The sequence below is a fragment of the Rhizobium sp. AN5 genome (assembly GCF_900215255.1).
GTDB lineage: Bacteria > Pseudomonadota > Alphaproteobacteria > Rhizobiales > Rhizobiaceae > Agrobacterium > Agrobacterium tumefaciens.
In genome coordinates this window covers 2,116,986-2,139,947 of record NZ_OCMJ01000004.1, presented here as the reverse complement: position 1 = coordinate 2,139,947, position 22,962 = coordinate 2,116,986, and the positions used below count along the sequence as shown (strand labels likewise).

Here is a 22,962-nt window from a genome sequence, read left to right as displayed (position 1 = left end):
AGCAGTTCACCTGAAAAGCGAATTGATTTCGATCAAATGGGTTTGGCGTTGTTGTGCGGGGAGCAGGGAAATGTGGAGCGAGTGGGTGCGGCCTATCTCTTCTCCCCGGCGTGGAGAAGAAGCCAGCCGCAACGCAGTCGCGACCAAGTAAACTCATCACAAAAGGAAACGCCGGGCACTGGACCCGGCGTTTCAACTTTCACTCGGCAGCGAGCGGCGGCAGCCGCAATATATTGCTGCCCTTGTCACCGGATTTTTCAGCGGAGCCTTTTTCCATGCCGGCGACGCGCGCTTCCAGCGAGGAGAGCGCCAGGCTGTTTTCGCGGGCGATCTCCGAAAGTTTTTCGTTGGAGAGCGACTCTTCCTCCTCTTCCTTCTTGCCGACGAAGCGGCCGAAGAGGTGGGCGAGCAGGCGCGACAGATCATCCATGATCAGGAAGAAGGCGGGGACCACGATCAGGGACAGCACCGTGGAGACGATGATGCCACCGATCACCGCAATCGCCATCGGCGCGCGGAAGGAGCCGCCTTCGCCGACGCCCAGTGCCGAGGGCAACATGCCCGCCGACATGGCGATCGAGGTCATGATGATCGGGCGGGCGCGCTTGCGGCCGGCCTCGACCATGGCATGCACCCGTTCCATGCCGTGCCGGCGCATTTCAATGGCGAAGTCCACCAGCAGGATGGCGTTTTTCGTCACGATACCCATCAGCATCAGAATGCCGATGAGAACGGGCATGGAAAGCGCGTTCTGCGTGATGATGAGCGCCACGGCCACGCCGCCAATGGCGAGCGGCAGTGAGAACAGGATGGTGAAGGGCTGGATGATATCCTTGAACAGAAGGATAAGCACCACCAGCACCAGCAGCAGGCCGAGCAGCATGGCGTTGACGAAGCCCTGCTGCATTTCGCCCTGCACCTTGGCATCACCGCTTTCGGCAAGGCGAACGCTTGCCGGCAGTTCGGTTTCCGAAACGATCCGCTTGAACTCCGCCGTCGATGTATCGAGTGCCGTGCCGAACGGTACATCGGAGCCGATGGAGACGACGCGGTTGCGGTCGTTGCGCTTGATCGAGCTTGGACCTTCCGAATAGTCGATATCGGCAACACTGTAGAGCGGCACCAGCGAACCGGATGCGGTCTTGATCTTCAGCGCGCGGATGGTGGCGAGGTCACGGCGGGTATCGATGGATGCCTGCACGCGGATCGGGATCTGCCGGTCGTCCAGCGAGATTTTCGTCAACTGTGCGTCGATGTCACCGATGGTGGCGACACGCACCGTCTGCGAAATCTGCTGCGGCGTGATGCCGAGGCGGGCGATCTCGTCCTTGCGCGGGCGGATCTGCAGTTCGGGACGGGGAAGCGCCCCTTCCGAGCTGACATTGGCAAGGATGGGCGAGGCGCGCAGGCGGCTTTCGAGAATGCCGACGGCGTCGTTCAGATCCTTCTCGTTGGACGAGAGGAAGTTGAAGCTCAGTTCGCGTTCCGCGCGGTCGTTCAGCTTGATGATACGCACATCCGGAATGCTGTGGACCTTGGCGAAGATATCCCGCTCCACATCCCACTGCGGACGGACACGGCCCTTTTCTTCCACCTTCGGAAGATATTGGCCGATGAGCGGAATGGAACCCAGCCCCTTATTGACCACCAGCTTGAGCAGCGAATGGTCGATATGCTGGAGAATGACGTTGACGGTGGCGCGGCGAAGCTCCAGATCGCCCTTGGGCGAGGCGCCGCCGAGGATGAAGACGCTTTCCACACCGTTGATATCGCGGATGGCGTGGAAGATTTCTGTCGTCGTTCGATCTGTCTCGTCCAGCGTCGCATTGGGCGGCAGTTCCACCGAAAGCGTCACGCGCGAGGCGTCGTCCGGCGGCAGGAAGCTGCCCGGCACCTGGCTTAGAAGCATGACGGAAGCAATGAGGAAGCCGATGGCGCCGACCAGCGTCAGGTAACGCGCCCACCATTTGGAGGTGGTGGCGGAAACCATGCGCGTATAGGCTTTCATCAGCCAGCCGTCATTGTCGGCATGGTCGTCCATCGCGTCTTCGGCGCGCATCAGGTATGCGGCCATCAGGGGCGTGATGAGACGGGCGACCGCCAGCGAGAAGAACACCGAGAAGGCGACCGTCAGACCGAACTGGATAAAGTACTGCCCGGGAATGCCGGGCATGAATGACACGGGCACGAAGACGGCGATGATGGTGAAGCTGGTGGCGATGACGGCAAGGCCGATTTCGTCTGCGGCTTCCAGCGAGGCGCGATACGGCGTCTTGCCCATCTTGATGTGGCGGGCGATGTTCTCGATTTCCACGATGGCGTCGTCCACGAGAATACCCGTGGCGAGCGTCAATGCGAGGAAGCTGACGAGGTTGAGCGAAAAGCCCATGATGTCCATGATCCAGAATGTCGGGATCGCGGAGAGCGGCAGGGCCACTGCGGCAATCAGGGTAGCGCGCCAGTTCCTGAGGAACAGCAGAACCACGATGACGGCGAGGACCGCGCCTTCGATCAGCGTATCGAGCGCTGCCGTATAGTTGCCATAGGTGAAGTAGACGGCGTCATCGACCATCTGGATCGCGACGTCGGGATGGTCCTTGCGGACCTGATCGAGGCTTTCAGCCACGGTTTTGGCGACCGAAACCTCGCTGGCGCCCTTGGAGCGGAACACCGCAAAGGTAACGGCGGGGTTGCCGTTGAAGCGCGAGAAGGACTTCTGCTCCTCATAGGTGTCCGTGACGGTGCCGAGTTCGGCGAGCTTCACGAAACGGCCATTGGAGAGCGCGATGGTTGTGTTGGCAAGCTGGGTGACGTCGCGGGTGTCGCCGAGCGTGCGGATCGTCTGTTCGTTGCCGCCAACCTGGCCGCGGCCGGAGCCGAGGTCGATATTGGTGCCACGCAGCTGACCGTTCACTTCGCTTGCGGTAATGCCGTAGGCGTCGAGCTTTTCGGGGCTGAGCGAAACCCGCACTTCGCGGTCGGCGCCGCCGTAACGGTCGACCTTGCCGATGCCGGACTTGCCCTGCAGCGAACGCTTGATGGTGTCATCCACGAACCAGGACAGTTCTTCCAGCGTCATGTTCGGCGAGGAGACGGCAAAGGTCTGGATTGCCTGGCCTTCCACGTCGATCTTGCTGACAACAGGCACTTCGATATCGGACGGCAGATCGCTGCGGATCTTGTCGATGGCGTCCTTGACGTCCTGAACCGCCTCTTCCGTCGGCTTTTCGATGCGGAAGACAACGGTCGTCAGGGATTGCCCGTCGGTGACGGTCGACTGGATTTCGTCGACGCCGCTAATGGCGGCGACAGCGTCTTCGATCTCCTTCGTCACCTGCATTTCCAGCTCGGACGGCGAAGCGCCGCTCTGGGTCACGGTGACGGCAACGACGGGAACGTCGATATTCGGAAAACGGGTGATCGGCAGGGCGTTGAAGGCCTGGATGCCGAGGAACATCAAAAGCGCGAAGCCGAGAAGCGGCGCAATCGGGTTACGGATTGACCATGCGGAGAAGTTCATTTCATTCCCTCAGTCAGTTGGACGCAGCCGTCTGGGCTTCCACCGGTCTTATCCGGTCACCATCACGCACGAATGCTCCAGCTTTCTCGACAACCTTGTCACCAGCGGCAAGTCCGCTGACAATCTCGATGAAACCGCTGTCTTCAATGCCGGTCTCGATCTTCACCTGCTTGACGATGTCGCCTTCCACCTTGCGGGTGGTCGAGCCTTCACGCCCGGAGGTGACGGCCGAAAGCGGCAGGGCAAGCGCGTTCGTCTCTTTTACGATGATCTCCGCGCTGGCATACATGCCCGACCGTGCCGGGCTGTCCGTCGGCAGTACTACATGCACGGAACCGAGGCGCGTTGCCGGATCGACAGTCGGCGAAACGAGACGCACCTTGCCCTCAATTTTTTGGGCTCCGCCGGCAACCGTCAGGAAAGCTTTCTGGCCGACCTTCACCCGCTGGATGTCGGTCTCGGAAAGATCGGCGACGAGCTCGATCGCGCCGTCCTTGATGATCGTGAAAAGCGGGTTTCCGGCGCCGCTGGCGATGGCGCCGACTTTGGCATTCTTGGCGGAAACGATGCCGGTGACGGGGGTTTTCACACCCGTGCGCGTCAGTTTCAGATTGATGTCGTCAATCTGCGCGTCCACGACCTTGATGTCTGCCTCTCCGGCGGAAACGGTCTGTTTGGCGGCATCAAGACGTGCCTGCGCAACCTGGGCAGCGGCCTCGGTCTTTTCCGTCTCGGAGACGGAACCGGAACCGCTCTGGCCGAGCTTGGCGGCGCGGTCGCGCTGGCGAAGGGCATCGGCCTTGTTGGCCTCAGCCTCCAAAACCTGCGCCTTGGATTGCGCAACGGCGGCCTGCGCCTTGGCCCTGTTGGCCTCAAGCTGGCTTTTTTGCAGGAGAAGACTGTCCGAGGAAAGCACGGCCAGAACCGCATTGGCCTCGACCCTGTCGCCGATATCGACGTTCAGTTCGTCGATCGACAGGCCGTCGACCAGCGGCTGTACATAAATTTCGTCCACGGGTCTGATGGTGCCGGTGGCGATGATGCGGTCCACGAGATCGCGTATTGCGACGTGCGCGACGATGATGGAAGGCAGGTTCTGCTGTTTGACCGGTTCCGGCACTTCTCCCTCGGCCACGGCCGAAAATGGCAGGGCCGTTGCGGAAAGAAGAAGGAAAACAAAGCGGTTAAACGTGACTTTATGCTGCATGTGTCTTGGCTCGCGCAATATTCGATCGCATGTCCTTCAGCCTGAAGGCGTGTTTTAAAAGGTCATGCGGCAACGAATGTGAAACAAGGGATCACAATACTTCCTTCTCGATCCTCCCGATTCAAACGCCCCTCAACGCGAATCTTAAGCACCTTTGCCTCGTGCTTTTTTACAAGATCAAATTCGGCAGTCTTGTTGGCGGGGACTCTAATTGTTGTTGTTATACAAATCAATCCGCATAGCCTCGAGGGTTGATATACATTTTTGTATATGGCCGAGTGTTGTAATTCATCAAACGGGTCACCAGGACGCAAAAAAACGCGCGGCGATGGCCGCGCGTTTCCATGTTTTCGGCTTCGACGTGACTATTTCAGCGCCGCATCTGTGATTTCGGTGGTGTAGGCGCCTGTCGGCTCCTTGGTGATGACGGGATCGGAACCGCCGCCGAGCAGCGTCTTGACGGTGCGCTCGTAGTCCGCCTTGTCCAGCGCGCCCTTCGAGCCGGCCGTCAGCTTGGCGACTTCGCCCATCATGCGCTTCTGGTGCTTTTCGGTCTGGGCGCCGGAGGCGTCATTTTCAAGAACGATACCTGCTGCATCGTCAGGGTGTTCTTCCGCCCACTTCCAGCCTTTCATGGAAGCGCGGACGAATTTGACCATGTCTTGCTTGAACTTGGCGTCCTTCAGCTTGTCTTCGAGAACGTAGAGCCCGTCCTCCAGCGTTGCGACGCCTTCGTCCTCATATTTGAAGGTGACGAGTTCCTCCGGCTTGATGCCGGCATCAATGACCTGCCAGTATTCATTATAGGTCATGGTGGAAATGCAGGCGGCCTGCTTTTGCAGCAGCGGATCGACGTTGAAACCCTGCTTGAGGACGGTGACGCCATCCGCTCCGCCGGTGGTCGGGATTTTCAGGTGCGCCATCCACGACAGGAACGGATATTCATTGCCGAAGAACCAGACGCCGAGCGTCTTGCCCTTGAAATCTTCCGGCTTGGTAATGCCGGTTTCCTTGAGGCAGGTCAGCATCATGCCTGACGTTTTGAACGGCTGGGCGATGTTGACGAGCGGCACGCCCTTTTCGCGGGTGGCGAGTGCCGATGGCATCCAGTCGACGATCACATCCGCGCCACCGCCGGCCAGAACCTGCGCAGGCGCAATATCCGGTCCGCCCGGCTTGATATCGACATCGAGGCCTTCGGCTTCATAAAAGCCCTTGTCCTTGGCGACGTAATAACCGGCGAACTGCGCCTGGGTGACCCATTTCAGCTGCAGGGTGATCTTGTCGGCCGCCTGAGCCTCAAATGCGCTCAGAAGTGACGCGCCGGCAAGAAGCATGGAGGCAAGTTTCATTTTCATCGCTGTTCCCTTTTTCGTTATTTACGTTCGTCCCCCACGGACGGACGGATGCCAGAAGGTGACGGCGCGCTCGATGAGCGCCACCAGACCGTAAAATCCTGAGCCTGCGAGCGCCGCTACAGCGATTTCTGCCCAGACCATATCGACATTGCTGCGGCCCATTTCCGCCGAGATGCGGAAACCCATGCCGACGATGGGCGTGCCGAAGAATTCCGCGACGATGGCGCCGATCAGCGCCAGTGTGGAATTGATCTTCAGCGCGTTGAAGATAAAGGGCCAGGCGGCGGGCAGGCGCAGTTTCAGCAATGTCTGCCCCCAGCCTGCGGCATAGGTGCGCATCAGGTCGCGTTCCATGTGGCTGGAGGCGGCAAGCCCTTGAACCGTGTTCACCAGCATCGGGAAAAACGTCATGATGACGACGACGGCCACTTTCGACTGCCAGTCGAAGCCGAACCACATGACCATGATCGGCGCGATGCCGACCACAGGCAAAGCGGAGACGAAATTGCCGATGGGTAGCAGCCCGCGCTGGAGGAAGGGCGAACGATCGATGAGGATGGCGACGATGAAACCGAGGCCGCAGCCGAGCACATAACCTGTCAGCACCGATTTGAGGAAGGTCTGGCGGAAATCCGCCCAGAGGATCGGTAGCGAGCCGAGAAGGCGGGCGAGGATGGCGCTCGGGGCAGGCAAAAGGATGGGCGGGACGGAGAAGCCGCGCACCACACCTTCCCATAGTGCGAGAATGGCCAGCCCGAAGAGAAGCGGCACGGCCATGCGACTCATTCTCTTTGCCGCCTGTGATGCGAAGGTGTGGCGCACCAGCCATTCATTGGAGGCCCAGGCGGCAAGCCAGAACAGGATCGCGCCAATAAACCAGACGGGATTTGTCATGGCCGCGCTCCCATTCTCTTGAGGACGGCTGCGTGGGCGATGCCGATGATCGAGATCAGAATGGCGGCCACACCGGCGGCCATGAACAGCGCTGCCCATATCTGCACCGTCTGGCCGTAATAGGAGCCGGAGAGCAGACGCGCACCGAGGCCGGCGACAGCGCCCGTCGGCAATTCGCCGACGATGGCCCCGACCAGCGCAATCGCGATGGCGATCTTCAGCGAGGTGAAGAGATAGGGCAGGGCAGACGGCCAGCGCAGCTTCCAGAAGATTTGTGCGGGCGAGGCATTATAGGTGTGCATCAGGTCGAGCTGGATGGTTTCGGGGCTTCTGAGGCCCTTCACCATGCCGACGACAATCGGGAAGAACGAGAGATAAGTGGAAATCAGCGCCTTGGGCAACAGCCCGGAAATGCCGATGGAATTCAGGACGACGATGATCATCGGCGCGACGGCAAGGATGGGGATGGTCTGGCTGGCGATGATCCACGGCATGACCGAGCGGTCCATGGCGCGATTGTGGATGATGGCGACGGCAAGCAGGATGCCGAGCACCGCGCCGATGGCGAAACCGAGGAGCGTGGCCGAAAGTGTGACGCCTGCGTGATAAACGAGGCTGCGCTTGGAGGTGATCGCCTTGTTGACGGTGGTGTCCCACAGTTCCGCGACGATCTGGTGCGGGGCGGGGAGAACCGGGCGCTCCTGCGCGAAGGTTTGCGGCAGAAGCTCCATGAAGCTCGGCGTCTGGCCGGCGCGGTTTGCCTGATCGCGGACGAAGGGCATGTTGAGGTAGATGACAAAAAGGTGCCAGACGATGAGGATGGCGAGGAGGACGGTGAGGATGGGGAGGACGCGGTGGCGGAGGAGGGTCATTGCGGTGCCCTCGGTGGTTGGGGGTTACCCCCCTCTGTCCTGCCGGACATCTCCCCCACAAGGGGGGAGATCGATATGAGGTGATGTTTCGCCCATCTCGAAGCCTGAGATTGAAGCGATGCTAGCGCGTCTTGCCGATCTCCCTCCTTGTGGGGGAGATGCCCGGCAGGGCAGAGGGGGGTAGTGCTGGCGCTGACCTTACCCCTCATAGCTGTGCCCCGCCTTCAACCCCTCACGCACGCGATGCGCAATTGCCAGAAATTCCGGCGACTCCCTGATCTCAAGCGGCCTTTCCCTTGGCAGCGTGGATTCGATGATATCCGTCACCCGGCCGGGCCGTGGCGACATCACGACGATCTTGGTCGAGAGATAAACGGCTTCCGGGATGGAGTGGGTGACGAAGCAGATGGTCTTGCCGGTCGTATCCCACAGTTTCAGCAGCTGTTCGTTCAGATGGTCGCGGACGATCTCGTCCAGCGCGCCGAACGGTTCGTCCATCAACAGCAGGTCGGCATCGAAGGCGAGCGCGCGGGCGATGGAGGCGCGCTGCTGCATGCCGCCGGAAAGCTGCCATGGGTATTTCTTGCTGAAACCGCTGAGATTGACGAGATCGAGCGTGCGGTCGATGCGCTCCCTCTGTTCGGCCTTCGTATAGCCCATGATTTCGAGCGGCAGCGCAATGTTCTTTTCGATGGTCCGCCACGGATAGAGTGCGGCGGCCTGAAAGACATAGCCGTAGGACCGGTCCTTGCGGGCGTTTTCCGGTGTGGTGCCATTGACGGTGATATCGCCGGATGTGTGCTTTTCGAGATCGGCGATCACCCGCAGGAACGTGGTCTTACCGCAGCCGGAAGGTCCGATAAAGGAGACGAACTCGCCCTTGCCCACTTCCAGATCGACATTGGAAAGCGCGTGCACCGGGCCATCGCCGGTTTCGAAGGTGAGGCCGAGATTTCTGGCGGAAACGACGGAATAGGACGAGGCTTGGTTCATCGTGGCTTGTTTCCACTTTCCGTCAGGGCTGCGCGTGCCAGCGGCAGCATACGTGTTTCCGTGAGTTTGGCGATCGGCAGATTGGAGGCCGCATCCAGATCGAGCCAGCGCACCTCCTCTATCTCGGCCTGCGGGGTAACGTCGATATTCAGTTGGGCGACGAAGGCATGGGCCACGACCTCCGCCCCCGTCTCATTGGCGGCCTCCTCACGGAATACGCCCTCATATCGCGCAGCATTTTCAGGAAGCGTGAGGCCGATTTCTTCGGCAAGTTCGCGGCGAAGCGCCTGCTCAGGCGTTTCACCCGGATCGATCTTGCCGCCCGGCTGCATGAATTGCGTGGTGCCGCGCTTGCGCACGACAAGCATTTGCCGCCGCGCATTCAGGAGAACGGCGGCAGCGATGACGATTTCGCGTTTCGGATCGGTGCTCAAGGTCATACACCCGATGCCGGAATGCCGCTGCGTTCCACCTTGCGTGGCGCGACGAGCTCTTTCCATGTGGACAGCGCCTTGCTGACGGCGGGATAGGGATCACGGGCGACGAACGTGCCGTGACCTTCCTGCGTCTTGACGGTGCTTTCCTCGATGCTGATTACGCCCCGCGACAGGGTGAAGCGCGGTAGACCCTTGACCTTCTGTCCTTCGAACACGTTGTAATCGATGGCCGATTGCTGGTTTGCCGCGCGGATGGTCTTTTCCCGCGCCGGGTCCCAGACGACGATATCGGCATCGCTGCCGACGAGGATCGCGCCCTTTTTCGGATAGATGTTGAGGATTTTCGCAATGTTGGTGGAGGTGACAGCGACGAATTCGTTCATCGTCAGCCGACCGGTCGCCACGCCATGGGTCCAGAGCAGCGGCATGCGATCTTCCAGCCCGCCGGTGCCATTGGGGATCTTGCGGAAATCACCAAGGCCGAAGCGTTTCTGCTCGGTGGTGAAGGCGCAATGGTCGGTCGCCACGCATTGCAGCGAGCCGGAGGCGAGACCTGCCCAGAGGCTGTCCTGATGCTGGCGGTTGCGGAAGGGTGGCGACATGACCCGGCGGGCAGCATGGTCCCAGTCGGCATTGGCATATTCGCTCTCGTCTAGGATCAGGTGCTGGACAAGCGGTTCGCCATAAACGCGCATGCCGTTCTGACGCGCGCGGCGGATGGCTTCATGCGCCTGTTCACACGACGTGTGGACCACATAAAGCGGCGCCCCCGCCATATCGGCGATGATGATGGCGCGGTTGGTGGCCTCACCTTCGACGGAGGGAGGTCGGGAATAGGCATGCGCTTCCGGGCCGACGTTGCCTTCCGCCATCAGCTTTTCCTGCATCTGCGCGACGATATCGCCGTTTTCCGCATGCACGAAGGGAATGGCGCCAAGCTCGGCGCAGCGCGAGAAGGAGGCGAACATCTCGTCGTCATTCACCATCAACGCGCCCTTGTAGGCCATGAAGTGCTTGAACGAGTTGATGCCCTTTTCCTGAACCACAATCTTCATCTCGTTGAAGACCTGCTCGCCCCACCAGGTAACGGCCATGTGGAAGGAGTAGTCGCAGTTAGCGCGCGTTGCCTTGTTGTCCCATCGTTGCAGGGCATCGAGAAGCGACTGGCCGGGATCGGGCAGACAAAAATCTACCACCATGGTCGTGCCGCCAGCAAGGGCGGCACGCGTGCCACTCTCGAAATCATCGGCGGAATAGGTACCCATGAAGGGCATTTCCAGATGCACATGCGGATCGATGCCGCCAGGCATGACGTAACATCCCGTGGCATCGAGCACTGTGCCGCCGGTCAGATCGGGTCCGATCTCGGTGATCTTGCCGCCTTCGATTTTAACATCGGCCTTGTAGGTCAGGTCGGCGGTGACGATGGTGCCGTTCTTGATGATGGTGGCGGTCATTGCACGATCTCCGCAGTTTCCAGCACGGCATGCAGCAGCACGTCGCAGCCCGCGGCGGCCCATTCGGAGGAGATGTCTTCAGCTTCGTTGTGGGAAAGACCGTCCACGCAGGGGCAGAAGATCATGGTGGAGGGTGCGACCCTTGCGGTCCAGCAGGCATCATGGCCGGCGCCGGAGATGATGTCCATATGGCTGTAGCCCAGCTTTTCGGCAGCGGCGCGCACGCGGCCGACCAGCACGGGGTCGAAGGCGACGGGATCGAAATGGCCGATGGCCTCGATTGAGCAGCCGACGCCGAGTTCTTCGGCGATAACGGGCACCTCGCGTTCGAAGATGGCGCGCATGTTGTCGAGTTTCGCCTGCGAGGGGGTTCTGAGGTCGATGGTGAAAACCACCTTGCCGGGCAGGACATTGCGGGAATTTGGGGTGAAGATCATCTGGCCGACGCCGGCGACGGCGCCCGGCTGGTGGGCCATCGCCACTTCCTGCACCTTTTCGAGGATGCGGGCGGCGGCGAGGCCGGCATTGACGCGCATGGCCATCGGCGTCGAGCCGGTATGCGCTTCCTTGCCTGTCAGCGTCACTTCCAGCCACCACAGGCCCTGACCATGGGTAACGACGCCGATCTGCTTGCCTTCCGCCTCGAGGATCGGTCCCTGTTCGATATGATATTCGAAATAGGCGTGCATCTTGCGGGCGCCCACCTCTTCCTCACCCAGCCAGCCGATGCGCTTCAGCTCGTCGCCATAGGTCTTGCCGTCGGTATCGGTGCGGCTATAGGCGTAATCGAGATCGTGAATGCCGGCAAAGACGCCGGAAGCCAGCATGGCCGGGGCAAAGCGCGCCCCTTCCTCGTTGGACCAGTTGGTGACGACAACAGGGTGTTTCGTTTTTATGTTGAGATCGTTCAGGCTTCGCACGACTTCCAGTCCAGCCAGCACACCGAGAACGCCATCGAACTTGCCGCCGGTCGGCTGGGTGTCGAGATGGCTGCCGATATAGACCGGCAGTGCGTCAGGGTCCTCGCCGGGGCGGGTGGCGAACATCGTGCCCATCTTGTCGACTCCCATCGTCAGGCCGGCCGCCTCGCACCAGCTCTTGAACAGGCTGCGGCCTTCAGCATCTTCATCCGTCAGCGTGCGGCGATTATTGCCGCCGGCAATGCCGGGGCCGATTTTCGCCATGTCCATCAGACTGTCCCACAGACGGTCGCCATTGACCGTCAAGTTCTTACCCGCTGCCATGAAGTGTTGTCCTCACCTGTTTTGTTTTTATCGAAGCAAAGCTTGTGCCGTTCCCGTTTTTGCCGGTTAAGATAACAGCCATTGCCTTGTGATGGCGATGGTGGATAAATTGACCGGCTGGTAAACATTGCAAATTCGCCATGACGTCAGCAAGGGATTTTCGTGACGAATCGCACTAATTTTGCCTAAACTGTACGCGGCGATTATTTTTTAAGCATACTGTAGCGGCAATTGCACCGAAAAGAAACACAGAGAGCAGAGTATGGCCATACCGCGCGCAGCGAAAACACAGAAGCGGACCCGCATCCAGGAAGAAAAGCAGGAAGCGATTCTCGAGGCCGCGCTGAGTGTGTTTTCCACCAACGGCTTTCGCGGTTCCACCATCGACCAGATTGCCGAGGCGGCCGGCATGTCGAAACCGAACGTGCTTTATTATTTCCGCACCAAGGAGGCGATGCATCGCGCGTTGATCGAGCGGGTGCTGGATACCTGGCTGGATCCGCTCAGGGCTTTCGATGCCGAGGGCAATCCTGAAAGCGAAATCCGCTCCTATATTCGCCGCAAGCTGGAAATGTCGCGCGATTTTCCGCGTGAGAGCCGCCTGTTTGCCAATGAAATCCTGCAGGGTGCGCCGCATATCGAGGATGAGCTGAAGGGTCCTCTGAAGCAACTGGTGGATGAAAAGGCGGAGGTGATCCGCGTCTGGATCAAGGCCGGGCGGATGGCGAAATGCGATCCCTATCACCTGATTTTCTCTATCTGGTCGACCACGCAGCACTATGCGGATTTCGACGTGCAGGTGCGGGCCGTGCTGGGCGACAAAAACGGTGGCGAAGGCCGGTTTGAGGATGCAGCCCGGCACCTGGAGCAGCTTTTCATGGGTGGATTGAAGATCAACAACTGATCTGGTGGGGTTCTCGCGAATATGTGATCGATTCTTTATGTCAAAACATGAGGAAAATTATCACCTTTATACTTTACTCCAAAACTCATCTTTATTATGGTGCCGGCATCCCGAACGTCGGGGCATGAAAAAATCAACCGGCAGGTGAGGGAATGGCACGCAAGGAAAAGAAGAAAGCCGAACGCGGCGGCAAGCAGGGCAAGGGAGCGCCTCAACCTGAAAAGGATGTGGCCGAACAGCAGCTTTCCGGTCCGAAGAGCTTTCTTTATGTTGGTGGCCGTGACTGTCAGGTTGCCCATCTTCGCCAGATCGCCAGCAATTTCGGTGCCGAGCTTATCCATCACGATGGCGGATTGCGTGAGGCGGTCTCGCGTATCGACACTGTTCTTCCCTCCGTCGACTGCGTTTTCTGCCCGATCGACTGTATCAGCCACGATGCGTGTCTGCGGGTGAAGTCCGGTTGCAAGAAATTCGGCAAGACGTTCATTCCGCTGCGCAATGGCAGCAAATCCAGTCTGGAGCGGGCGCTGCAGACGATGAATGAACGGACCTCGAACGATGAGCGACGAGCGCAATAATTTCAAGGATGCAGAGCAGGCGGTGGCTGAGGCCTGCCGCGTGGAGCTGCACAAGATGGCCGAACAGGGCGCCGATCCGGCCCTGACGGAGATGTATGAAGTCGTCGGCGAACGCGAGCGGCGCAACCGCGCCGCAGCTGACGGCGGCAATGTGCTGGCTTTTCCCTATCTGCGCACCCGCCAGCCGGGCGAAAAGCCGTTCTTCGAGATCGGTGAGGCGGCTCAACGTGGCCGCAACATCCTGTCGTTTCGCTGGAAACGGCGTTGATGCCGATTTAGCCCCTCGGCTTCAAAAATGCACTAGCGCACAGCACCAGCCATCCCGCGATCATGCCGAGGCCACCCAAGGGGGCCGCGTAGGGAAACAGGCTGTGACCGGAAAAATGTCTGGTGACGAGATCACCAACAAAAACCGCCGTGCCGAAGCCAAGAATCAGCCCTGCCGGAATGGCGGTTCTGATGCGGTCCGTGCCGATATGCAGTGCCACGAGCACCGGCGCATGGGCGAGCGCCATGGCCGAGGCGTTCCCCAGCATATAGGTTTCGCCGGTATGGGTGGCGGCGGCGGCAAGCATGACGCCGGCGGCACCCAAAAGGCCGCCCAGCAGCAAAATGAAGGCGCGCAATCTTTCCGTCGTCATGGGTTATTCGCTTCCTGATTTTGCATGTGAAAGGCCAGCCGCTCCACCGGTCCCCAGATGATGTCCCTGAGCTTTGGGTTGTCGATGGTCTCATCCATTGCGCGGCGAAAGCAGAGCAGCCATTCGTCCCGCTCGGCGGGTCCGATAGGGGCCACGAAATGGCGCCTGCGCAACATCGGGTGGCCGTGTTTTTCGACATAGACCGGCGGTCCGCCAAGATATCCGGTCAGATAATCGTAGAACTTGCTTTCGCTGCCGGAAAGATCGGCTGGATGGATGGCGCGGCAATGCGCCGCCTCTGGCAGGGTGTCCATCAATTCGTAGAAGCGCCGGGTCAGTGCTCTGACTGTGGCATCGCCGCCTATCGCTTCATAAAGGGTAATGGTCTCGCCGCTCACATCCCGCCTCCTTGAACCCTGCGGCCCTTATCGCTTTCCGGAGCGGGAAGAGCAACAGGCAAAGACGGGATGCGACATTTGCGACACTGGGACATTCATGGTGGCCGTCCGCTTCAAGCGTTCAGCGCCATCCACTCATCCAAAGTTGCGGATGAGATCGAGGCCCTTGCTGAGCAGCGTTTCGGCTTCGTCCTGATTGGCGGCCTCGACGTAGCAGCGCATTTCCGGAGCATTGCCGGAAGGGCGGAAATGGATGGTGCTGCCGTCCGTCAGGGCCACGCGCAGGCCGTCAATGTCGCTCAGCGCCTTGACCGTGCCGACGGGGGCGAGGAAGGTTTCGAGGTTGTCCCGCGAGGCGCGCAGATGCGTCATCAGGGCAGCACTTTTTTCCTGCGCAAAGTTTTCCAGACGATCCGCAGCCGCGACCGGCAGGTTATAGGCAGCGGCAATCTGCGATAGCGGCTTTTTCTGCTCGGCGGAGAGAAGCAATACGGCGAGGATGGGCAGGAAGCTGTCCCGCGTCGGCAGGGGCGATAGCGGTTTGCCGTTCAATGTGAAGGTGGAGGCCGTCAGAAGGCCACCATTGGCCTCGAAGCCCATGACGCCATTGTTTCCTTCGGCAAGGGCCTGTGCCATGCCGGCGATCACGAAAGGCGAACCGACCCTGGTGCGGATGACCTTGAACGAACCGCTCGCCTCAATGCCGGAATTGGAGGTGACGGGGGTGACGACCACGCCGGCATCGAGAAAATTCGCCGTGATCAATCCGATCAGGTCGCCGCGCAGCGGCACGCCGTTTTCATCGGCAAGCAGGGGCCGGTCGCCGTCACCATCGGCGGAAACGATGGCATCGAGGCCGTGTTCCGGCGCCCATTTTTTGAGAAGCTCCAGCGTTTCCGGGGAGACCGCCTCGGTATCGACCGGAATGAAGGTCTCGGAACGGCCGAGCGACACGACTTCGGCGCCATAGTGGGCGAGAACATCGACGAAGAGATCGCGCGCCACCGTGCTGTGCTGGTAAACGCCGATCTTCAGGCCCGACAGCGCCTTTTCCGGCAGGAGTGCCGCGTTGCGCTCATAAAAGAGTTCGGCTGCAATTGCGGAATGGTCGTCCGCCGTTGCTGCCTCGTCGTTAATCCCTTCAGCCTCGACTTCGGCTGCGAGTGCGGCGATCGCCGTTTCGTCCTGTTTGTCGATCTCGCCGTCCGGGCGGTAGAATTTGATGCCGTTGCGGTCGGCCGGAATATGCGAACCGGTTATCATCAGCGCGCCGGCCTTGAGGGAAAGTCCGTAAAGGGCCAGTGCCGGTGTCGGCACCGTGCCGCAATCGAGCGGTGCGAGGCCGGCCTTTTTCAGCGCGGCGATACAGGTTGCGGAAACATCCGGGCTCGAATCGCGGAAATCGCGGGCAACGAGAATGGGGTCGCCCGCCTTTGCCTGACCCGATGTGAGAAGGTGCCTTGCAAATGCCGTTGCGTATACGGCCGAGGCCTTTCCTTTCAGATCGACAGACAGGCCGCGAAGGCCGCTCGTTCCAAATTTCAGGCTCATGCCAAACTCCGTTTCGATAAAATCTTTGAGGTTCAAATGGATAATACAAAAATATAACGCCAGAAAGAACCGTATCGATCCATTCAAGTCAATCGTCTCTTTCATGGACGCGGCGAATAGGTGATGATGGCGGCGATGATGCGGGTAACCTAAAATTCACCCGTTATATCTAGACTTGCCGGTTAATAGTGGTTCTGGCGACGATGAAAACCATCTGTTGCAGGCCTTTTTTGTGGTTCGTTCAAGTTGGATTGGCTGATGTACAGGCTTCAAAAGGCGGGACATAAGCAGGCACGTCCGCTGGATGAAAAAGCGGCGCCCGCCGCCAGACCCCACGGTTCCCTGCTGGACGATCTGGTGGATGAGGATGAGGTTTTCGAGCGCACGGTGCTGAAAGAGCATCTTGAGCCGAAGCCGGCGGCTGCCATTGCCGAACCCGCGCCGGCTGAAAAGCCGACAAGGCCGGCCTCGCCAAGCAACAGTCTCGCGGCCACGCTGCCGGGCCTGAAATATATCGACCGGATCGGTGTGGACGAGGTACTCGGCTGGCTGCGTGCCGGGATCGTCTGGATTGTGCTTGCGATCATTCTCTGCGTCGCCGCTGCACTCGCCTATGCCTATATGACGCCGCCGCGTTACACCGCCTATACGGATATCGTCGTCAACCCCTCCAACCTGAATGTCGTCAGTGACGGGGTGTTTTCGCCCAACCAGCAGCGCGACACCCAGATTCTCGAAGTGGAGAGCAAGCTGCGCACCGTCACGTCGCGCAACGTGCTGGCGCGGGTGGTGGACGAGCTGAAACTGGATGAGGACCCGGAATTCATATCCCCACCCCCTCTTGCGCGGCTGAAAGCATTTTTTTCACCGAAGCCGGAAGATGGTGACAACAAGGTCGGCGCGCTTCGTTCGCTGGGCGAACGGGTTGCGGCGGAACGTGATCCGCGTTCCTTCGTGGTGACGCTTGCTGTCTGGACCAATGATCCGGACAAATCCGTGACAGTCTCGAAGGCGATGGTGAAGGCTTTCGAAAGCGAGTTGTTCCAGACGACCTCCGACAGCAGCCTACGTATCGTCGATGATCTCAAGAAGCGGCTTGAGGAAATGCGCCAGAACGTGACGATTGCCGAAAAGCGCGTCGCCGATTTCCGCCGCGAAAATGGCCTGCAGGAGAATAACGGCCAGCTGGTCAGCAATCTGGCGTCCGGCGAGCTGAATGCGCAGGTTCTTGCCGCGCAGCAGCGCGTCATTCAGGAGGAGTCGCGCCTCAAGCAGATGCAGGCGGCGATTGCCCAGAACCGCACCCAGAGCGACGCGATCTTCGACAGCCAGACCATGAACACCATCCGCGCGCAATACAGCACCTTGCAGCAGCAGATCGGGGCGATGACGCTGACCTATGGCGCCCGCCATCCGCGTCTGGCGACGGCGGGGGCGGAACGCGACATGCTGGAGCGCGGCATTGCGGATGAGGCGCAGCGGATTTTGCTGGCGGCCAAGACCAATGTCGCCGAGGCCCGCTCCTCGCTTGATGCCCTGCGGCTGAAGGCGGTTGCGGAACGCGCCAACGTCTTCACCGACAATGAGGCGCAGGTGCGGCTGCGCGATCTGGAGCGTGACGCCAACTCGGCCGCCGCGATCTACGAGACCTATCTCAACCGATCACGCCAGATCGCCGAGCAGCAGACAATCGATTCCACCAATGTGCGGGTGATTTCGCAGCCGGTGGCGCCCAATTCCAGAAGCTGGCCGCCCGGCAAGCTTATCTTCCTGATCGCCGGTGGCGCGGGCGGTCTGTTCCTTGGTCTCGGAATTGCCATCGCACTCGGGCTTTTGGGTTTTCTGCGCCGGACAGACCACGCGGAACGCTACGCCTGAGGGCTGCGACCGCCGATTATTCCTCGGACATCAGGCCGTCATAGACCTCGAGCAGGGCGGCGGCGATGGCAGCACCCAGCGCATTACCTGCATCGCGAATGCCTGTCTCGTCGCCGTCACGGACCGAAACGGCAAGATCGGACGCCTCGTTGGCGACGATTTCCTTTGCCCGTTCGATGGCCCAAAGGCCGAAATCGCCGCGGTTGTCGATCGATATGGTTTCCATGGCCGGGACCTTTTCTATGGTGTGGTTTCGTCGTCCCTTAACCCATCAGCCGCAAAACCGGAATAGGGGGAGGAGAGGTTGGGGTGGTCACTCAACCCCCGGGCGTATAATTGTTTGATTCAAGCTTCAGATTTATAAGAATATTAATGATAGTTATTCGTAGTGTTTGAAGCCTTATACCTTAATCCTATGCGTGAATATAACAGTGAAACGATGCCTATCTTGGACACCGGACAGAATATGACAGGGAGAGATGTCCCGCATGCGGAAGGGCCTGGCACACACTGGCCGGTTGTTCCGCTTGCGGCTTTGCCCATCACCGATGCGACCATCGAGGAGACGGCGCAGGATTTTATCCTGCGGGCGGAACGTGGACGCGCGGCCGGCGCAAAGCCGTTCTATTCGACATCGGCGAACGGTCAGGTCATCGCGCTCTGCCACCAAGACAAGGAATTCGAAGCACTGCTGCGGCAGGCGGACCAGATTCATGCCGACGGCATGTCGCTGGTGATCTTTTCCCGCCAGTTCTGCGTGAGGGCGCTGCGGGAACGTGTGGCGACGACGGATCTCGTTCATGCGGTGGCCCGGAGGGCTGAGGCGACCGGCACGCGGTTCTATTTTCTCGGCGGCTCCGAAGAGGTGAACCGCGCGGCAGTCGAGGAAATGCAAAAGCTCTATCCACGGCTTGTTTTTGCGGGTCGTCGCAATGGTTATTTCAAACCGGGCGACGAGGAGGCGATCCTTGCCGATATCGTCGCATCGCAGACCGATATTCTCTGGGTGGGCTTCGGCATACCGCTGGAGCAACGTTTCGTCGCGCGCAATCTCGACAGGCTTTCCGACATTGCGGTAATCAAGACCTGCGGCGGTCTGTTCGATTTTCTCGCGGGCAAGAACAGCAGGGCGCCACAATGGATGCAGGATATGGGGCTCGAATGGCTCTACAGGGCCATGCTTGAGCCGAGGCGTCTCGGCAAGCGCTACCTGCTGACCAATCCCATTGCCATATATTCGCTGCTGAAGCACCGCTACGGGTTCGGGGCCGGCAAGGTCTGAAATCTGCGCATTCTCGTTGATTTTTTACGGAATTGCCCCTGACGGTGTGTCCGGTTCAGGACCGAGATCATGTGAGCGGCATCTGCCGGCGCATGCAATCATCAGATCGAGCCGCGCTATATAAGGTAGCTCTAACGTATCGGGGTGGAGGTGTCTTTCCGCTGAAAATCGTTGCAAGTGGGCGTAACGGCGGTACACTGAGCGGATATTACATATTTATTCGAATCAGAAATATATTGAGGACAGCGATGGTAATTACGTCCATTTCTCTTTTCGTATATGGAATTGGCACCGTTACTTCTCTTGCCATGACCTATATAGAAGGCGCCCGCCGCGACAAGGATTGGGACTTTTACCGGGTGACCGGTATCATCCTTTGTTTCTTCTGGCCGGTTCTTGTGCCGCTTCTCATTCTTGCAGCCGTTTTTTCGTCATTCGCTTCCCAGAAACGGCATGTGAATGGGATCTCTTTGCGCAGGGAAAAAACCCTGAGCTGAAAAGCTGAGATTAACTGCCGGAACGAGCCCGTGTTCAGGCCTTTTTCGCCGGCGCCTTATAGGGCGTGAGCGTAATACCCAGGCTCGCCATGACGCGGCCGATCGACATCAGCGGTGGATGCGTGGCGGGCAGCAGCGCACCGGTTTTCAGGAATGCGGAAACGGCGCGGGCCAGTGACAGGCACAGGCTGACGACGTTTTTGGCGGCAAGCAGCAGCCCGCCCTTCAGGCCGGGGCGGCGGGCGCGGTCGATGCTGTAATTGATGATGCCGGTTCGTAGCGAGCGCTCCATGATCCAGCGCGGCGCCATGCGGTTTTCCGGCACATATTCGATGATGAGGGCTTGAGCGTTCCAGGCGAATTTGAAACCCGCCTTTCGGCAACGGGTGAAGAAATCCATGTCGCCGCCGCCGAGGAAGTTGAACCGCACATCGAATTCCGGCTTTTCCAGCGTTTCGAAAACCCGCCTTGAGATCAGGCAATTGCCGGACCCATGGATTTGATCGACTACGCCGGTCGGCGCCTCGATGGAGCCGAACAGCGGGTGTGCCAGAACCGCCTTGGGTGCGGGCGCATCGAATTCGCGATCGACCGGCCCGCCGACGATATCGACGCCGAAGGATTTTGCGGCAGAGACCATTTCAGCGAGCCAGACGGGCGAGGCCGCTTCGTCGTCATCGATCATCAGAAACCACTGCGCGGATGGATAGCTCTGCCGCGCCGTGCGGAATGCCGTGTTGATGGCGTAACAATTGCCCTGCGTCGGCTCGACCAGCGTCTGGCCCATCATTCCGCTCTCGGCAAAAAAAGCGCGCGCGACGGCCAGCCCCGCCTGGCCCGCGCCGTCATTATCGACGACGACGATGGCGAAGGGGAAATCGACCTTCTGGGCTGCCAGCGAGTTCAGCGTCTTCTGCAAACCTGCCGGCCTGCGGAAACTCGGAATGCACACCACCGCTTCCGGCATGATTTCGGACATGGACACTCCTAAATTCCGGCAAGGGCTGCGGCGGAAAACACGACGGCGCGCAGGCTTTGGCGCGGGCGATTGACAAATGTATCGGCAAGTGCCGAAAAGGCCTCGCGATAGCGCCGGGCGCGAAAGGCCTGCGCCACGGTATAGGCATTCATGTGATTTTCGGATTTGCGGCGAAGCCGGCGCAATTCCTGCGGCGCAATGGCGGCGACGATGGCGGGATCGGAAAACACCGCTTCGATTGCCGGTTCGCAATCCCGGAAGGTCAGAAGGCGGTTCATCATCACGCTTGTCCGGTGCACCCGGTAATCCAGCACATGGCGGCCGGGCAGATAGGCGAAACGGCCCGCGGCAGCCAGCCGGCACCAGCCATACCAGTCTTCCGCATAACGCAATGTCTCGTCGAAACCGCCAAAATCCTGAAAGATGCGGGTTTTGACCAGCATGATGCCGCCATTGACGATGAAGTTTCCGCCCAAAAGCGGCTGAAGGATGAAACCATCAGGTTTTTCCCGCCGTCTGATGAGGTTGCGCCGTCCGATCTTGGCGCCATTCTCGTCAATGCGCTCATAATCACCGTAGACAGCAACGACATCCGGTCCGGAGATGCCGGCGCATAGCGCAGCAATGGCGCCCGGCTTCACGCGGTCGTCGGCATCGAGAAACATCGTCCATTCACCGCGCGCCTGCGACAGGCCGAAATTGCGCACGGCGGAAACGCCCTGCCGTCCCTGCGGACGGGCCAGCAGTTTTACGCGGGGATCGGCGAAACTTTGCACCTTTTGCGCCGTCGTGTCGGTGGAGCCGTCATCGACGACGAGCACTTCGCAAACGGTTTTCCCCTGAGACAAAACGCTTTCGATCGCTTCCACGATGTAACGCTCGCCGTTGCGAACGGGAATGACAATCGAAACGGAAACCAATATTTTTACTCCATCAGGGGCGCGTCAACAATTCTCACACTGAAGTTACTACCGGATTAAGCCGGCTTGCGCCAATTGTGACGTGGTATAGCGTCAGTTAACCTTGCAAATCTTTAATATCCTTTTGGCATGATCAAGATGTTATGTTTTGAGAATTAGAGCGCCGTGCGGCCATTGGGACGCATCAGCGACGTTCTGACAGTTGTGATATGCGCATCGTCCCCGTCGAAAATCGCTTCCGATTTTCAGGCCGATGCGCCGGGGTTGTGGAGGCGGGCGAATGCGGATCGGGCGGCGGAATTTTCTGGGTGGTGCTGCAAGCGCGGGCCTGTTGCAAGCCATGGCCGGGCAGGGCGTTGCCGCGACCAGGAAAACCTCGACAAAGATTGCCCCTTACGGTGCGGCCATCTATCTGCCGGACCTTACCGCCGATAGCCGCATCGGCGAAGCGGTGGTCAAATATTGCTCGCGCATCACCCCCGTCACAGAGATGAAATGGGAGGTCATGCGGCCTTCGGCAGACGTTTTCGATTTTGCCGCTGCCGATGCGCTTGCGAACTTCGCGCGCCAGAACAAACTCACCATGCATGGTCATCCACTTATCTGGTACGCTTCCAACGCGCCCTGGCTTGCCAGCATCGGCAGCGGCACCAAGGTCGAGAAGTTGATGGAAACCCACATCGTCAAGGTGATGGAACGGTACAAGGACGTGATACACAGCTGGGATGTGGTCAATGAACCGATCCCCGATGTGCCCGGCAATGTGCGCTCGCGCCGCGACGCCTGGTATTATGGCGCAGGCCCGGACGCCATCAAAAAGGCCTTTGACATCGCCCATTCCGTCGATCCGAAGGCCCAGCTCGTTCTCAACGAATATGATGTGGAATTTGCGGTCGAGAAATCGCCGGCCAAGCGCGCGGCCTTCCGCAATCTCATTCTCGAGCTGCTCGAGAAAGGCGCTCCGATCAACGCTATCGGCCTGCAGGGGCATCTGCGCGGTGGCTGGCCCATTGCGAAAGACGAGCTTGCCGCCTTTACCAAGGAAATGCGCAGTTATGGTCTTGCCGTTCTGGTGACGGAACTGGATGCGATGGACCAGACGCTTCCCGCCCCGGAAGCCGAGCGCGACATGCTGATAAACGGTCAGGTCCGCGATTTTCTCGAAGCGGCGTGCGAAGGCGGCCCGCTTTCCTCCATCACCACATGGGGCATTTCAGACCAATATACCTGGATCCGCTGGGCCTATCCCCGCCGGGACGGCACCGCGAACCGGCCGCTGCCGCTCGACTGGAGCTTCAACGAAAAACCCATGATGGCCGTCATCAATGAATTCCGGAACCGTGGTGCGTAAT

Annotated in this window: 21 protein-coding genes and 1 pseudogene; 7 read left to right on the top strand and 15 right to left on the bottom strand. The window is 59.7% G+C overall.

Going from position 1 to position 22,962, the window contains the following annotated elements:
* Positions 1-199 precede the first annotated feature (199 nt).
* From CRP02_RS23185 to CRP02_RS23140, 9 genes are all read right to left on the bottom strand, one after another.
* Positions 200-3,520 (bottom strand): efflux RND transporter permease subunit, encoded by a 3,321-nt coding sequence (locus CRP02_RS23185; protein ID WP_097172410.1) that lies wholly within the window; start codon positions 3,518-3,520, stop codon positions 200-202.
* A 13-nt stretch (positions 3,521-3,533) separates the two neighbouring features.
* Positions 3,534-4,727, bottom strand: a complete 1,194-nt coding sequence (locus CRP02_RS23180) for an efflux RND transporter periplasmic adaptor subunit (protein ID WP_097172409.1) — start codon at positions 4,725-4,727, stop codon at positions 3,534-3,536.
* 365 nt (positions 4,728-5,092) lie between these two features.
* Positions 5,093-6,085: an ABC transporter substrate-binding protein gene (locus CRP02_RS23175; protein ID WP_003513879.1), complete on the bottom strand. Its 993-nt coding sequence runs from the start codon at positions 6,083-6,085 to the stop codon at positions 5,093-5,095.
* Between the two features lie 21 nt (positions 6,086-6,106).
* Positions 6,107-6,979: an ABC transporter permease gene (locus CRP02_RS23170; RefSeq protein WP_097172408.1), complete on the bottom strand. Its 873-nt coding sequence runs from the start codon at positions 6,977-6,979 to the stop codon at positions 6,107-6,109.
* Complete coding sequence (locus CRP02_RS23165) at positions 6,976-7,851, bottom strand: ABC transporter permease (RefSeq protein ID WP_097172407.1); 876 nt, start codon at positions 7,849-7,851, stop codon at positions 6,976-6,978. The genes CRP02_RS23170 and CRP02_RS23165 overlap by 4 nt, the downstream gene beginning before the upstream one ends.
* 198 nt (positions 7,852-8,049) lie before the next feature.
* Positions 8,050-8,844, bottom strand: coding sequence for an ABC transporter ATP-binding protein (locus CRP02_RS23155; protein ID WP_097172406.1), 795 nt, complete (start codon positions 8,842-8,844; stop codon positions 8,050-8,052).
* Entirely contained in the window at positions 8,841-9,284 is a 444-nt protein-coding gene (locus CRP02_RS23150; protein WP_174002222.1) for an NUDIX hydrolase, read from the bottom strand. Before CRP02_RS23150 ends, CRP02_RS23155 begins: the two co-directional genes overlap by 4 nt.
* Positions 9,281-10,738 (bottom strand): dihydropyrimidinase, encoded by a 1,458-nt coding sequence (hydA, locus tag CRP02_RS23145; protein WP_097172405.1) that lies wholly within the window; start codon positions 10,736-10,738, stop codon positions 9,281-9,283. Before hydA ends, CRP02_RS23150 begins: the two co-directional genes overlap by 4 nt.
* On the bottom strand, positions 10,735-11,982 hold the full coding sequence (locus tag CRP02_RS23140; protein WP_097172404.1) for a Zn-dependent hydrolase: 1,248 nt from the start codon (positions 11,980-11,982) through the stop codon (positions 10,735-10,737). The genes hydA and CRP02_RS23140 overlap by 4 nt, the downstream gene beginning before the upstream one ends.
* A 262-nt stretch (positions 11,983-12,244) precedes the next feature.
* On the opposite strand from CRP02_RS23140, the gene CRP02_RS23135 reads away from it, so the two are divergent.
* From CRP02_RS23135 to CRP02_RS23125, 3 genes and pseudogenes are all read left to right on the top strand, one after another.
* Positions 12,245-12,886 carry a TetR family transcriptional regulator C-terminal domain-containing protein gene (locus tag CRP02_RS23135; RefSeq protein WP_003513869.1) on the top strand — a complete coding sequence of 214 codons (642 nt, stop codon included), beginning with the start codon at positions 12,245-12,247 and terminating at the stop codon, positions 12,884-12,886.
* 254 nt (positions 12,887-13,140) lie between these two features.
* A pseudogene (locus CRP02_RS23130) lies at positions 13,141-13,464 on the top strand (DUF2325 domain-containing protein); the annotation flags it as partial.
* Entirely contained in the window at positions 13,445-13,732 is a 288-nt protein-coding gene (locus tag CRP02_RS23125; RefSeq protein ID WP_097172403.1) for a hypothetical protein, read from the top strand. The pseudogene CRP02_RS23130 and the gene CRP02_RS23125, both read left to right, overlap by 20 nt.
* 7 nt (positions 13,733-13,739) lie before the next feature.
* On the opposite strand, the gene CRP02_RS23120 is transcribed toward CRP02_RS23125, so the two are convergent.
* The 3 genes from CRP02_RS23120 to uppO form a co-directional block, all read right to left on the bottom strand.
* The gene (locus CRP02_RS23120; protein ID WP_097172402.1) at positions 13,740-14,105 is read right to left on the bottom strand and encodes a DUF423 domain-containing protein; all 366 of its coding nucleotides are present in this window, start codon (positions 14,103-14,105) and stop codon (positions 13,740-13,742) included.
* The gene (locus tag CRP02_RS23115) at positions 14,102-14,503 is read right to left on the bottom strand and encodes a group II truncated hemoglobin (RefSeq protein WP_097100778.1); all 402 of its coding nucleotides are present in this window, start codon (positions 14,501-14,503) and stop codon (positions 14,102-14,104) included. The genes CRP02_RS23120 and CRP02_RS23115 overlap by 4 nt, the downstream gene beginning before the upstream one ends.
* Before the next feature lie 135 nt (positions 14,504-14,638).
* The gene (gene uppO / locus CRP02_RS23110; RefSeq protein WP_097172895.1) at positions 14,639-16,054 is read right to left on the bottom strand and encodes a polysaccharide biosynthesis phosphomannomutase UppO; all 1,416 of its coding nucleotides are present in this window, start codon (positions 16,052-16,054) and stop codon (positions 14,639-14,641) included.
* Positions 16,055-16,312: 258 nt separating this feature from the next.
* On the opposite strand from uppO, the gene uppM reads away from it, so the two are divergent.
* Complete coding sequence (gene uppM, locus CRP02_RS23100) at positions 16,313-17,932, top strand: polysaccharide biosynthesis protein UppM (protein WP_179784104.1); 1,620 nt, start codon at positions 16,313-16,315, stop codon at positions 17,930-17,932.
* 16 nt (positions 17,933-17,948) lie between these two features.
* Here uppM and CRP02_RS27660 read toward each other — a convergent pair whose 3' ends face one another.
* Entirely contained in the window at positions 17,949-18,158 is a 210-nt protein-coding gene (locus CRP02_RS27660) for a hypothetical protein (protein WP_003513853.1), read from the bottom strand.
* Positions 18,159-18,398: 240 nt separating this feature from the next.
* Here CRP02_RS27660 and uppL point away from each other — a divergent pair, with 240 nt between their 5' ends.
* Complete coding sequence (gene uppL / locus CRP02_RS23090; protein ID WP_097103036.1) at positions 18,399-19,214, top strand: polysaccharide biosynthesis UDP-hexose transferase UppL; 816 nt, start codon at positions 18,399-18,401, stop codon at positions 19,212-19,214.
* Between the two features lie 248 nt (positions 19,215-19,462).
* Entirely contained in the window at positions 19,463-19,711 is a 249-nt protein-coding gene (locus tag CRP02_RS23085) for a hypothetical protein (RefSeq protein WP_003513848.1), read from the top strand.
* Between the two features lie 34 nt (positions 19,712-19,745).
* Here CRP02_RS23085 and uppJ read toward each other — a convergent pair whose 3' ends face one another.
* Together uppJ and uppH are read right to left on the bottom strand one after the other, a co-directional pair.
* Positions 19,746-20,690 (bottom strand): polysaccharide biosynthesis UDP-hexose transferase UppJ, encoded by a 945-nt coding sequence (gene uppJ, locus CRP02_RS23080; RefSeq protein ID WP_097172401.1) that lies wholly within the window; start codon positions 20,688-20,690, stop codon positions 19,746-19,748.
* A gap of 8 nt (positions 20,691-20,698) precedes the next feature.
* Entirely contained in the window at positions 20,699-21,610 is a 912-nt protein-coding gene (gene uppH / locus CRP02_RS23075) for a polysaccharide biosynthesis endo-1,4-beta-xylanase UppH (RefSeq protein ID WP_097172400.1), read from the bottom strand.
* A gap of 280 nt (positions 21,611-21,890) precedes the next feature.
* Between uppH and uppI the strand changes: the two genes are divergently transcribed.
* On the top strand, positions 21,891-22,961 hold the full coding sequence (gene uppI / locus CRP02_RS23070; protein ID WP_097172399.1) for a polysaccharide biosynthesis UDP-hexose transferase UppI: 1,071 nt from the start codon (positions 21,891-21,893) through the stop codon (positions 22,959-22,961).
* The last annotated feature ends 1 nt before the right edge of the window (position 22,962 follow it).